General features: G+C 41.1%; 12 protein-coding genes. 6 read left to right on the top strand and 6 right to left on the bottom strand.

All coding sequences use genetic code 11. From position 1 onward, the window contains the following. Window positions 1-21: 21 nt before the first annotated feature. Complete coding sequence (locus PQ477_RS04100; protein WP_274272990.1) at window positions 22-1,545, bottom strand: CocE/NonD family hydrolase; 1,524 nt, start codon at window positions 1,543-1,545, stop codon at window positions 22-24. 131 nt (window positions 1,546-1,676) lie between these two features. Here PQ477_RS04100 and PQ477_RS04095 point away from each other — a divergent pair, with 131 nt between their 5' ends. Then, window positions 1,677-2,684, top strand: a complete 1,008-nt coding sequence (locus PQ477_RS04095; RefSeq protein ID WP_035394746.1) for a zinc-binding alcohol dehydrogenase family protein — start codon at window positions 1,677-1,679, stop codon at window positions 2,682-2,684. 51 nt (window positions 2,685-2,735) lie between these two features. On the opposite strand, the gene phnE (PQ477_RS04090) is transcribed toward PQ477_RS04095, so the two are convergent. The 5 genes from phnE (PQ477_RS04090) to PQ477_RS04070 form a co-directional block, all read right to left on the bottom strand. Beyond that, window positions 2,736-3,539 (bottom strand): phosphonate ABC transporter, permease protein PhnE, encoded by an 804-nt coding sequence (gene phnE / locus PQ477_RS04090; protein ID WP_035394745.1) that lies wholly within the window; start codon window positions 3,537-3,539, stop codon window positions 2,736-2,738. Beyond that, window positions 3,536-4,324 carry a phosphonate ABC transporter, permease protein PhnE gene (gene phnE, locus PQ477_RS04085; RefSeq protein WP_035394744.1) on the bottom strand — a complete coding sequence of 263 codons (789 nt, stop codon included), beginning with the start codon at window positions 4,322-4,324 and terminating at the stop codon, window positions 3,536-3,538. The genes phnE (PQ477_RS04090) and phnE (PQ477_RS04085) overlap by 4 nt, the downstream gene beginning before the upstream one ends. Beyond that, window positions 4,293-5,093 (bottom strand): phosphonate ABC transporter ATP-binding protein, encoded by an 801-nt coding sequence (phnC, locus tag PQ477_RS04080; protein ID WP_038483200.1) that lies wholly within the window; start codon window positions 5,091-5,093, stop codon window positions 4,293-4,295. The genes phnE (PQ477_RS04085) and phnC overlap by 32 nt, the downstream gene beginning before the upstream one ends. A gap of 110 nt (window positions 5,094-5,203) precedes the next feature. After that, entirely contained in the window at window positions 5,204-6,100 is an 897-nt protein-coding gene (locus PQ477_RS04075; protein WP_035394790.1) for a phosphate/phosphite/phosphonate ABC transporter substrate-binding protein, read from the bottom strand. Window positions 6,101-6,530: 430 nt separating this feature from the next. Then, on the bottom strand, window positions 6,531-8,081 hold the full coding sequence (locus PQ477_RS04070) for an AbgT family transporter (protein WP_412766060.1): 1,551 nt from the start codon (window positions 8,079-8,081) through the stop codon (window positions 6,531-6,533). Window positions 8,082-8,462: 381 nt separating this feature from the next. On the opposite strand from PQ477_RS04070, the gene PQ477_RS04065 reads away from it, so the two are divergent. Genes PQ477_RS04065 through PQ477_RS04045 form a run of 5 tightly spaced genes read left to right on the top strand, consistent with a single transcriptional unit; the run spans window position 8,463 to window position 13,339 of the window. Then, entirely contained in the window at window positions 8,463-10,853 is a 2,391-nt protein-coding gene (locus PQ477_RS04065; protein WP_186370648.1) for a S8 family serine peptidase, read from the top strand. Between the two features lie 51 nt (window positions 10,854-10,904). Next, the gene (locus PQ477_RS04060) at window positions 10,905-11,468 is read left to right on the top strand and encodes a signal peptidase I (protein WP_035394742.1); all 564 of its coding nucleotides are present in this window, start codon (window positions 10,905-10,907) and stop codon (window positions 11,466-11,468) included. Then, window positions 11,449-12,036: a hypothetical protein gene (locus PQ477_RS04055; RefSeq protein ID WP_274272989.1), complete on the top strand. Its 588-nt coding sequence runs from the start codon at window positions 11,449-11,451 to the stop codon at window positions 12,034-12,036. Before PQ477_RS04060 ends, PQ477_RS04055 begins: the two co-directional genes overlap by 20 nt. A gap of 51 nt (window positions 12,037-12,087) precedes the next feature. After that, window positions 12,088-12,651: a signal peptidase I gene (locus PQ477_RS04050; protein WP_035394742.1), complete on the top strand. Its 564-nt coding sequence runs from the start codon at window positions 12,088-12,090 to the stop codon at window positions 12,649-12,651. Then, window positions 12,632-13,339 carry a TasA family protein gene (locus PQ477_RS04045; protein WP_035394741.1) on the top strand — a complete coding sequence of 236 codons (708 nt, stop codon included), beginning with the start codon at window positions 12,632-12,634 and terminating at the stop codon, window positions 13,337-13,339. The genes PQ477_RS04050 and PQ477_RS04045 overlap by 20 nt, the downstream gene beginning before the upstream one ends. Window positions 13,340-13,457 lie beyond the last annotated feature (118 nt).

The following is a 13,457-nucleotide window of genomic DNA, read 5'->3' as shown; positions in this document are numbered from 1 at the left end:
CTCTTGTATGAGGCTGGTTTTTTAACGTAAAGGTTGTTTTGCGAACGGAAGTGTTAACTGTGTTGCACGTTTAATAAGATGTGGAAGCAATGTATGAAGATCTTCTTCTTGCACCTTACCAACGGTGGTACGATACCTTTCTAAAGGAACTGCTGAAAAACCAATGGAAATCCGTTCTCCTTTTTTAAAATGATACGCAACAGGTGAGAGAGTAACGGTCACACTTTGGTCATCAGTATCCGATCGTTTTACGAGTCCATCTGATAACAGAAACGCTTCATCTTCTTCGTTTAGAACATAGAGACGTACATAGAAGCTTGATAGCTGTGTATGTTTCGGTAACTGGTATCGTAAAGTAGGAGAGCCAATTAGTTCGTGAGCCTCAGTAAAAGGTGCATGAGTAAAGCTCAGAATAGATGAATCTTCCCCTTGATGGACGAGAGTATAAGCTTCGTCCTGTCGAGATGCTGCAAATGAAAAGGGTGTATAGTGAACATCTTCCTCTTCAAGCGGCCACGAGCGCTCTTTACGCCATTTATTAATGCCCATTACAAACAGTAAAACAGGTGCATCTTCGTTTACGCCATTGCGTTTGTTTTTCAGCCAGTGATCAAACCACCGTACATGAAAATCAGTTAAACTACCTCCATTTGCTAGCGACTCATTGTTCGTTGTATACCCAAATGGATGCGGTAAAGTAGGCATGGATAATGTGCCAGTTTTCCATGGCCCAATGAGGAGCAGGTGCTTATCTTCGTCTTGCTTTCGTGCTGTTTGAAAAGCTGCTAATGTATGGGCGGCATGTTCGTCAAACCAACCTGTTACGAAGTAAGAGGCAGGCCAGCTTTTTAGGGGATGGTTTTCTGAAGGTTTCTCTGCTTCAAGGAATGTTTGAAACAACCATTGGACGCCAAGCATTTTAAAGACAGGAAGTTTGTCTATTGCCTTGTAACGGTAAAGTTGGTTTTTACGCTCTTGGTAAGCGTAAAGATGGAACCGTTGATCCTTTTTATCTTCTGCACGTGTGTCTCGCTTTTCAATTACATTCTCTGAAAGGGCTAATGTTGTATCGATTAAGGCTTTATTTTTTAATAGCCCCTCTCGATAAGAGAAGGCATGCATTGACTCAAACAAATGGATTGGAAACAGAGCTGAGAGAAACGTAGAAGCAGTTTTAGCAGCTGCAAACTGTGTATACGCACTGTATTGATCTCCAAACATCGCAATTTTTTTGTTGGTATATGGTAACTGGTTTATCCAGTTAATGGTATCATAGCCGTCTTCTTCTTCATGAACAAATGGCGCAAATACACCTTCAGATGCATAACGCCCTCGCACATCTTGAATAATGACAACGTAGCCTTCTTGAACAAACTGAAAGACGTTAGTGGAACGGAAGGTATGTGTGTCCTTCCCATCTGCGATTCGTGTTAGAAGCACTGGGTAGCGCTTGTCCTCCTGTGGGCGATAAATAGTAGCATATAGTGTGACCCCATCACGCATCAAACAGGGGACGTTTTTTTCAATAAGTATTGTATCTGCCATCGGTTATAACCTGCTTTTCTATAGTAATGTCTTTCTTAAAGGTACTAATTTTATCTTATAATTGCAACAGAGTAGACAGGGAAGTGTAAAATTGATTACTCTTAAGGAAAGGGTGTAGAGGGAGGAAGAAAATGAAAGCGATTGGATTTTACAAAGCTTTACCGATTCAAGACCAAAATAGTCTAGTTGAAAAAGAAGTCGAAACCCCTAAAGCAACAGGTTACGACCTGCTTATTGAAGTGAAAGCTGTATCCGTCAATCCCGTCGATACAAAGCAACGAAAAGCGAACAAGCCAGAGGAAGAAGCATTCCGTATTCTCGGTTTTGATGGAGCTGGTATTGTGAAAGCGGTCGGTGACCAATGTACGTTGTTTCAAGCTGGTGATGAGGTCTATTATGCGGGAGATGTGACTCGAAACGGATCAAACGCTGAATATCAGGTTGTTGACGAACGGCTCGTAGGAAAAAAACCAAAAAGTTTATCGTTTGCTGAAGCTGCCGCAATGCCGTTAACCGCTATTACAGCATGGGAATCCCTATACGATCGTATGAAGGTCACGGAAAAAGACAGAGGAAAGTCAATTCTTATTATTGGAGGCGCAGGTGGTGTTGGTTCCATTGCCATTCAGTTAGCCTCGCAACAAGGGTTAACCGTTATCGCCACTGCGTCAAGACAGGAAACAAAGGAGTGGTGTCACTCACTCGGGGCAGACGTTGTTGTGAATCATTACGAGGATTTGCACACAGAGCTACAAGCCAATAGGCTAGAAAGTGTTGATTATATTTTATGTCTTGCAGATACTAATCAACATTGGGACGGTATGGCTGCCTGCATCAAGCCTCAAGGAACGATTTGTGCCATTGTAGAGAATAAAGATCATTTAGATATGCAAAAAATTCGCGCAAAGAGTGTGACATTTTCATGGGAATTTATGTTTACTCGCTCGATGTTCAAGACAGAAGATCAAATTGAACAACACCATATGTTAACGAAAATGAGCGAACAATTTGATGAAGGAAAGCTTCGGCACACAATGACGAAACTGCTATCACCGTTAACCGCAGAGACGCTCAAACAAGCCCATAAACAGTTAGAAGATGGAAAGATGATTGGAAAGCTTGTCATCGAACAGAAGTGATTGTACTAGAAAAGGAGCGCTACGGTATATTGCCTGTAGCGCTCCTTTTCATTAGATTACTTTTTTACGTAACGCACTTGAAATTAAATCAATAACAAGGACGAAAACGACAAGGCCAATTAAAATAATGGCTACCCGGTCCCAACTACGTCCATTAATCGCAAAGATAAGTGGTGCTCCGATACCACCAGCCCCAACGATACCGAGAGTGGCAGCGGAACGTAAATTAATTTCAAAGCGGTAAAGAGTGGCGGAAATAAAGCCTGGTAACACTTGAGGAACGACTGCAAACAGCAGTACTTGCAGTTTATTTGCACCAGCGGCAACAAGTGCTTCAGACGGACCAGGGTCAATCGCTTCAATTTCTTCTGCGTAGAGCTTACCGAGCATCCCCATCGCACTAACGCCAAGCGCGAGCATCCCAGCGTAAGGACTTGGACCGACAATTGCAATAAAGATTAGTGCCATGACGATGTCTGGAAAAGTACGGAAGAAACTTAAAAACGATTTTCCGGAACCAGAAATAATTCGCTTTACGCTTAAGTTGCGAGCAGCCCAGAAAGCTATCGGGAATGAAAGCACGATGGATAATGTAATACCAACCAGAGCTATTGCGAACGTTTCAAGCAAGTTCTGTATTAAATCCTCTTGACCAGGACGATAGATGTAGCTCCATTCAGGATTCAGAAACCCATCGAGAATAGCGGAGGTAACAGTCCCGGCATTCGGTGAAATTCCTGAAAAGTTAATGCCTGCAAATCCCCATACATATAATAGAATAAGTATGAGAATTATAAATGCGTTTTTAATACGATTCTTTTTCGGTTTCTGAACCTTACTTCTTAAATCACTCATATTAGGCGCTCCCGAATTTTTAAACTAATAAAATCAATAATAAGCACAACAACTAGTGTGTACAAAATTAATGCAAATACTTGGTCGAATGAATAGGATGCTAGTGAGTTTGTGTAAAGGCGTCCAATACCACCAGCCCCAACAATCCCTAAAATAGCTGCTGCACGTACATTAATCTCTAGTGTATACAGTACAAAGGAAGTAAACTGTGGCAGCACTTGAGGTACAACACCAAAAACAATCCACTGGATCTTGTTTGCACCAACAGAAGTCATCGACTCAAGTGGACCTTTATCAATGTTTTCAACGGCTTCGTAAGAAAGTTTTCCTATAACACCGATTGAGAATATACTTAAAGCAACAATCCCGGCTAGTGTATTAAATCCTAATATGGCAGCAAAAATAGCTGCTAGTAAAATATCAGGAACCGTACGCAATGCATTCAATGCGATTCTTGCTGGTTGGTGAATCCAAACTGGTGTTGCGACGTTTGCTGCACAAAAGAATAGAATGGGAATCGCAAGAATAGCACCGAATGTTGTCCCGATTAAGGCCATACGAATGGTTTCAAGCATCGCAGGCGTTGCACTAATAAAAAAGCTCATATCAGGAGGGAACATACGACCAATAATATCAAATGCCCGATCACCGCGCTCAATCAACGTGAGTGGGTTGGCATCGATGTACCAAGCGCTTGCTAAAATCACCGCTGCAATTAAGGCGAGCGTAGTGTAGAGCTTTGTTTTAGGTGGCTTAGTTAGTTGTTGGTGGAGTGGCTGGCTCATGTAAATCCTCCCCTAAAAGCTCATCCTCTTGAATCGGTCGACCATAAATTTCTGCGAACTTCTCATCAGTCGCTTCGGAAACGGGTCCGTCAAATACAACTTCTCCTGCGCGTAATCCAATAATTCTTGTCGCATATTCACGTGCTAAATCTATAAAATGCAGATTAACGATTGTCGTAATCTTATCTTCTTTATTAATGCGTTTCAAATCATCCATTACTTGCTTTGTTGTTAATGGATCAAGAGAAGCAGTAGGTTCATCGGCTAATATAACGCTTGGCTGCTGAGCAAGAGCGCGTGCAATGGCCACACGTTGCTGCTGTCCACCAGAAAGATCGCTTGCTTTTGCATAGGCTTTTTCAACAATATTTACTCGATCTAATGCTTGTAGCGCTAGTTCTACGTCATACTTCGGAAATAGATTAAGAGTCGTTCGTAGCGTACCATGGTAACCAACCCGACCAGACAAGACATTTCGCAACACAGATGAACGTTTTACTAAGTTAAAGCTTTGGAAGATCATAGACGTCTGTTGGCGTATCTTGCGTAAAGTGCGTCCTTTTGCTGTCGTAATAGATTGGTCATTAATTAAGATTTCGCCTTCAGTAATCTCATTTAATCGGTTAATAGAGCGAAGCAAGGTGGACTTTCCAGCGCCTGATAAGCCAACAATGACGACGAATTCACCTTGTTCAATCGTTAAATTGATGTTCTGTAATCCTTTTGTGCCGTTTGGATAAACTTTAGACACATTCTTAATTTCGATCATTACGTCCCAACTTTCTACATAAATCATAATCTAACAGTATTAAGAGTAGTAGAGCCCGTACATGTAAGATGAACGGGCTCAAAGAGCGTATAGTCGTAAATAACTAAAATTTATTCTCCGATTTCTTCCTCATATTGACGAACGATATCAAAGTTGCTATCTTCTGATTCCATATAGCCTTCATGTGAATACACATCAAAGATAATTTGGCGACCTACTTCACTTTTACCAATGTTAATAAAGGCCGTTTGTAATTTTTCTTGCCATTCTTCTGACATATCTGATCGAACTGAGATTGTGTCATTTGGAATCATTTCTGTTGTCGCAATAACCCGCGTTGTTTCCCATACGTCAGGGAAATCATTTGCAACAGTATTACGAGCGTCTTGGAAAGTAACGGCTACATCGACAGATTCATCAAGTAAACTTAAAATAGCTTGGTCATGTCCTTGACGTTCAACTGCATTAACATCTGTTTCAGGATCAATTCCAATATCGAGTAAGCTAGCTGCTGGCCATACATACCCGGCAGATGATGAGCGACCTTGGAATGCAACTGTTTTACCTTCAACATCTTCAAGTGTTTCAATATCAGAGTCTGCGCGAACAAGGAATTGTGATTTGTAGCCTTCTACAAGCTCATCTGTTGGTGTACCATCTTCTTCGTTTACACCGTAGCGTAATGACTGAAGAATAACCTCTGCAAAGCCTTCTTCTTTAGCCGTTACGTATGCACTAGGAGGTAAGAACCCAACATCCACTGATCCTGAACCAAGCGCTGTAATAACAGATGGATAATCCGTTGACACGGACACTTCTACTTCAATACCGTCTAATTCTTCTGAAAGTAAGTCTTCAAGCGGCTGAGCAATGACATCTAGTGTCTCTGCATTTTGAGATGGAACGAACTGAACTCGTAATTTGTCAGTTGGCTCAAAAGCCTCGTCTCCCCCGTCTCCACATGCTGCTAACATAAGCGCTGTTGCTGCTACAAGCGTTGAACCCATCACCTTTTTTTTCAATTGTAGATCCCCCTAAAAGTTGGTTAAAAATGTAGCTTCCTCGATAATTGTAGATATAGTTTCTAAAACCGTCAATAACCGTTTTTATCGCTTTCATTTAGCGCTGTACACGAATGAAGCAAAAAACGTATCACTATCAGTGAATTTGACGGTTTTCATCTCTTTTTAGCTGTGCTAATTTTTTGCCAAAAGAATGTAGTCAAACGATTCTATTCGACAATTTACGAGAGAAACAAGTCTAGTATAATTGATTTTTGTAAACCGTGTATGAAGAAAATAACTTTTTAACGTGAATTTTAAAAAAGAATGGTATATTATCTTACAACGTATAGCTAGTTAAATAGGAATAAACAAGACTCTTTCTATGAGCATAAAAAAGGTAGAAATCAGTTGATTTCTACCTTTTTAAAGCGTTCTATTCATAATAAATTGGTGAACCTGGACCTAAATCAATACCGAGAAGCATCCAGATGATGAGCATCGCCGTCCACGCGATAGAGAAGAAAATCGTATACGGTAACATCATGGAAATGAGTGTACCAATACCGATCTTCTTGTCGTATTTTTGTGCAAAGGCAATAATCATTGCAAAATACGTCATAGTCGGCGTAATAATGTTTGTTGTAGAGTCAGCAATTCGGTAAGCAGCTTGTGTTAAAGCCGGTGAAAAGCCAAATTCCATCATTAATGGAACAAAGACAGGGGCCATGATTGCCCATTTTGCAGATGCACTCCCAATAAAGAGATTAATAATCGCACAGACGATCATAAACCCTAGCAATAAGGGGATTCCGCCAATTTGAAGGGTCTCGAGTAGTTCAGCACCGAATGCACCGATGACTGTACCGATATTCGTTTCAGCGAAGTAAGCAACAAACTGCCCAGCTGTAAAGGCAAGCACAATGAACATGCCCATTGAAGCCATTGTGTCTGACATTTGTTGTGCTGCATCTTTGTCATTGCGAATTTCTTTAGTCACGATTCCATAAACAAGACCTGGTACAAGGAAAACGAATAAGAGAATGGCAACTAATGAATCCATAAATGGGGAATTCAAAATCGGGCTATCTCCTTCGCCACGCAATGGTCCCCATTCAGGAACAACGAGAAGCAAAGCAAGCGCGATTAATCCGACAACGGTTAATCCAGCGTAGGTTAACCCTTTTTTTTCTACTTTAGAAAGATACGTAATGGAATCTTCTTTATTTGTTTTTCCTTTAAAGCTTCCGAGTCTTGGTTCTACAATTTTCTCCGTTACAATGGTACCCACTACCGTTAATAGAAGAACTGATACAGCCATAATGTAATAGTTCATTAAGTAGTTTAAGCCTTCAGCATATTCGGGATCTAATGTGGCAGCAGCTTCTATCGTTAGTGCACCTAGCATTGGATCAAGAGAGGTTACAAAGAGATTTGCACCGAATCCAGCCGACACACCTGCGAAAGCAGCAGCTAGACCAGCTAACGGATGCCGACCTAAAGATAAGAAGATTAATGCGCCAAGTGGCGGTAAAATGACATAACCTGCATCAACAGCCATGCTTGAAAGAACACCAGCAAAGATAAGTGCAGCAGTTACGAGTTGTTTTGGAACAGATGTAACAATGCCTCGAAGTGCTGCGCCGATAAGGCCACTACGCTCAGCTACACCGATACCAATCATTGTAGCGAGAACGACGCCAAGGGGTGCGAAGTTTATAAAATTATCAACCATGCTTGTAAATAAATACTGAATTCCTTCAGCACTTAATAAATTTTGAACTTCAAGGGTTTCTCCTGCTTGAGTAGGATCCTCTACCGAAACGTTAAACGCTGATAGTACTGCCGAAGCGATAATAACGAGCACTGCTAGAATGGCGAATAGCGTTATGGGGTGAGGCAGCTTGTTGCCTAGCCACTCAACACGGTTTAACAAGCGATTAAACGTGCGTGAGAAGAACCCTGTCTTTTGTTGTTGTGCCACGATCTTCCCTCATTTCAAGTAATCTAAATGAACAAGTCTACCATAATAAGCAAAGGTTACAATACCCGATTGTTTAGATAAGTAAGTATGACTAAAGACCTTACTTTTCCTTCCAAAATTGTAGGGAATTCCGTTCTACAAAAAGTGAGTATATAGAATCGTTTTTTTTTCGTCAAGGATTGGTTCTGTTTTTTGGGTAATTCCATAAAAAGTTGAAATAATATGTAATTTAACTGTCTGAATTTCAGTAAATTCATACTTTGGTCGCATATGAAGTGTATCTGGTAAAAAAGTAAAACAATAGAAAATAATACTTTTTGTTTTCTGTATTTTCGGTATAATCCCTATAAGCACGTCATATTTCGACTGAAAGGGTGAATGCATTTGAAAAAAACGACAAATTTAAACTGTACAAAATCACTATCTGTCGTAGCGCTATCATTTTGTATGGTGGCAAGTTCTTTTACTTCCGTGCAGTACGTAAAAGCGGAGGATCAAACGGATACAAAACTTCTCTTACCGGATTCTATTAATCTTACAAGTGATGAAGAGATTTCCATTATTGTTGAACTAGATGAGCTACCAGAACAAGTAGCCCTAGCTTTAGCAGAAGAAGAGGGAAGTGTATTAACGGAAGCGGAGGCAAAAGCGACTGTTTCTGAATCCCAAGAAGTGTTTGAAGAAATTTTAGACGATGTCTTTCCTCAATCACAGGAAAAAGAACTCGATTACACAGTAAATTTTACGTATACAACCATATTTAACGGAGTAGCGCTTACGTTACCAGCAAATAAAGTAGAGGATTTACTTCAATATGAAGAAATTAAAGCGATTTATAACGATGAAGAAGTTGAATTAATTCACCCTGTTGATGAAAAGGGCTACGATGAGCCGGTTGATGCAACAATGGTGGATAGCATTCCTTTTTTAGGTGTAAGTGATTTACATATTGATGGTTTAACTGGAGAAGGCATAAAAATTGGTGTACTAGATACAGGAGTAGATTACAACCATCCAGATTTAAAAGGTGTTTATAAAGGTGGATATGACTTCGTTGACAACGACGATGATCCAATGGAAGCCACATATGAAGACTGGTTAGCATCTGGACTACCAGAGTTTGATTCAGCTAACCGTTCTTATTATACAAGTCATGGTACACACGTAAGTGGTACAACGAATGGAACAGGAGAAAATGAATCAGAATATGCGGTCACTGGTGTGGCACCTGATGCAGAATTGTATGCGTACCGCGTACTTGGTCCTTATGGCTCTGGTGCTACGTCTGGTGTTATTGCTGGTATCGAACGTTCTGTTGAAGATGGTATGGACGTCATAAACTTATCTCTAGGGAGTGCAACAAATAACCCTATTGCTCCAACCGGTATAGCAACAAATAACGCTGCTTTAGCAGGGGTTACAGTAGTTACGTCTGCTGGAAATAGCGGGAGAAATGGCCTTTATACCATTGGTGCACCTGGTTCAGCAGCATTACCAATCTCAGTAGGAGCGAGTAATGTACCAATTGAAGTTCCTGAATTTTCAAGTGAATACTCGGTTGGTGGTGAGACATTACCTGGCGACTTACGTGTTATTGCGGAATCATTTGAAACCGACCTTGCAAGTTTGACTGGTGAAACGTTACAAGTTGTATCTGCAAGCTTAGGTAGGGTGCAAGATTTTGAAAATGTTGATGTAGAAGACAAAGTAGCGTTTGTTGCTCGCGGAGAGATTGCCTTTGTCGACAAAATTGCGAATGCGAAGGATGCAGGTGCTGCTGGAATTGTTATCTACAATAATATACCAGGTGCAGGACATAATCCGGTCTACGTTGGTGCAAGTCATTCCTACATTCCATCGTTCTCTTTAACGTATGAGCAAGGTCAAGCCATTGCGGACCTTTTGGATAAAGAGTCAACCATTACGTTTGGTGATATGAGTGCGATTACGACAATAGGTGATACACTTGCAGACTTTAGTTCACGTGGTCCAGTTAATTACACTGCGGCGATTAAGCCAGAAGTTGTTGCGCCAGGGGTAGACGTATTTTCGACAATCCCGAGCTACATGGCAGGACCTGAATACATTGGTGATTACGAATACTCATATGGCCGCTCTTCCGGTACGTCTATGGCATCTCCGCATGTTGCAGGAATTGCTGCACTGATGCTTCAAGCGAATCCAGAGCTTTCTCCTGCTGATATTAAAACAAAGTTAATGAACACAGCAGTGCCAATGACAAACGATTACAACGTATTTGAAGTAGGAGCAGGACGGGTGAATCCGCAAGCTGCTATTGATACAACGATGATGTTCCAAACAACAATGGATGGCCTCCATGTTGAAGACAGTTTATTAACGCTTATTCCTGATCGTACGGGTGCAATTAGCTTCGGACCAGTTAGCACGGCGAATGGAAACATTCGTGAGCATCAGAGCTTACGTGTTACAAATTCGAGTGATGAAGCAAAATCGTTTAATGTGCAAACGAGTTTCCAAGCAGTTAACGGAACATTACCAGCTGGTGCAAGTGGTATGACACTGCAAACAAATGCTTCTATTTCGGTTCCAGCAGGAGAAACCATTACAAGCAATAGTTTCTTAATCGCACCAAAAACAGCTTTACAAGGGCTATATGGCGGCTACATGATTTTCACTAATAAAAAAGACGCTACTGAAGTCTACCGTGTGCCATTTGGAACGTATGTATCGGAACAGGCTATTGCAGATTTGCCAATTGGCCAGCCGGTCATTGCAGGGAATCCTGCATCATAAAACGACCAAGAGGGGGGAGGTGAACTCCCCTTCTTACTAAGGGTGTAACAAATGGCGAAAAAAGTATGGGCAGGCATACGCTTAGTGGTCATGACGTTGTTTTCATTCCTATTCTTTGTTGTCCTATTGCTGTTTTTACAGCTGAATGGAGAAGAAGAAAGTGGTGGCATGGAGTTATTTGGTTATACGTCCTTTACCGTGCTATCGAATAGTATGGAGCCAACCTTTTCTGCTGGTGACGTTATTATTATTGAACAAGTGGAAGGTGTAGATGTAGGGGATGTTGTCACGTATATGACACCAGAACGACGCTTGTTTACGCACCGTATTGTAAACGAATCGATCGAACAGGGGAGCAAGTCCTACATAACGAAAGGGGACAATAATACGATTGAAGATCGTCTTCCTATCGTAAGCGAACAAATTGTAGGTGTACACCGTTTTACGATTCCTAAAGTAGGTCTTGTCGCAGAAACTATACAAAAAAATATCGATATGCGTTATGTCGTATTTATTCCTTTAATGCTTTTTTTTATCCTAACAATTGTTGAAATGATACAAAAAAAACGGAACAAACCTAAGGAGGAGCAACTTTATGAAAAAGAAAGCCCTTAAACTGTCATTACTCGGAACAGCATTTGCAGGTGCATTGGTTTTTACAGCCACTTCAACTGGCTCAGGACGGGTGAATCCGCAAGCTGCTATTGATACAACGATGATGTTCCAAACAACAATGGATGGCCTCCATGTTGAAGACAGTTTATTAACGCTTATTCCTGATCGTACGGGTGCAATTAGCTTCGGACCAGTTAGCACGGCGAATGGAAACATTCGTGAGCATCAGAGCTTACGTGTTACAAATTCGAGTGATGAAGCAAAATCGTTTAATGTGCAAACGAGTTTCCAAGCAGTTAACGGAACATTACCAGCTGGTGCAAGTGGTATGACACTGCAAACAAATGCTTCTATTTCGGTTCCAGCAGGAGAAACCATTACAAGCAATAGTTTCTTAATCGCACCAAAAACAGCTTTACAAGGGCTATATGGCGGCTACATGATTTTCACTAATAAAAAAGACGCTACTGAAGTCTACCGTGTGCCATTTGGAACGTATGTATCGGAACAGGCTATTGCAGATTTGCCAATTGGCCAGCCGGTCATTGCAGGGAATCCTGCATCATAAAACGACCAAGAGGGGGGAGGTGAACTCCCCTTCTTACTAAGGGTGTAACAAATGGCGAAAAAAGTATGGGCAGGCATACGCTTAGTGGTCATGACGTTGTTTTCATTCCTATTCTTTGTTGTCCTATTGCTGTTTTTACAGCTGAATGGAGAAGAAGAAAGTGGTGGCATGGAGTTATTTGGTTATACGTCCTTTACCGTGCTATCGAATAGTATGGAGCCAACCTTTTCTGCTGGTGACGTTATTATTATTGAACAAGTGGAAGGTGTAGATGTAGGGGATGTTGTCACGTATATGACACCAGAACGACGCTTGTTTACGCACCGTATTGTAAACGAATCGATCGAACAGGGGAGCAAGTCCTACATAACGAAAGGGGACAATAATACGATTGAAGATCGTCTTCCTATCGTAAGCGAACAAATTGTAGGTGTACACCGTTTTACGATTCCTAAAGTAGGTCTTGTCGCAGAAACTATACAAAAAAATATCGATATGCGTTATGTCGTATTTATTCCTTTAATGCTTTTTTTTATCCTAACAATTGTTGAAATGATACAAAAAAAACGGAACAAACCTAAGGAGGAGCAACTTTATGAAAAAGAAAGCCCTTAAACTGTCATTACTCGGAACAGCATTTGCAGGTGCATTGGTTTTTACAGCCACTTCAACTGGCTCATTTGCTTGGTTTACTGATTCTGTAGAAGCTACTGGTGAAATTCAAGGCGGTACATTGGAATTGAACAATGGACAGGACATTGACGGTTCAATTGTACAAGCGTCTAATTTTGCCCCATCCCAACTCATTTTTGGAGATTGGTTGTCTGTTGAAAATACAGGAACGCTTGATACACACTTACAGGCTACTTATCGACATCAAGTTGATCTTGAAGTGCCGATCGATGCTTATAAAGTTGGTTATATCGCGTTGAAATATACAGTAGCTCCTGGAAGAGATGTATATGAAGACGCGCAGTATCGCTTGGATCAACTATTTAATGGTGTAACGAACGAAGTTCAAACATTCTCGGCAGCATCTAGCGCTGCATCGGATGATGTAGAAGTGCTTGTGGCCATTGTCGATGAAAGTGAGTACGACCAAAACACAGGAGAACTATTCTTAGGAGATGGGTCGCAATCAGGTCGTGATAACGAATTCTGGCAGCTTGATGAAGGTCAATACATTGATCTTAACTTTGGTGTGAAGCTCGATGAAAACGCTGGAAATGACTATCAAGGTGCGGTATACCAAGCAGTTTTAGAAGTGTTAGCAAAACAAACGGATAATGGCTCTACCTACTAAAGAAGAAAAAGTAGGGATTGTTACAAGCTTCTCATGATGTAAAAAAGAATGGCTCTTGATAGTAGCGCTTCTGACGGTCTTCTTACTATCGGCGAATGTGTGACATCGGTAACTGCTT

It is taken from the genome of Shouchella hunanensis (genome assembly GCF_028735875.1).
In the GTDB taxonomy this organism is placed as follows: domain Bacteria; phylum Bacillota; class Bacilli; order Bacillales; family Bacillaceae_D; genus Shouchella; species Shouchella hunanensis.
Note: the sequence above shows the minus strand (reverse complement) of the source record. Positions and strands in the feature narration are given on the sequence as shown.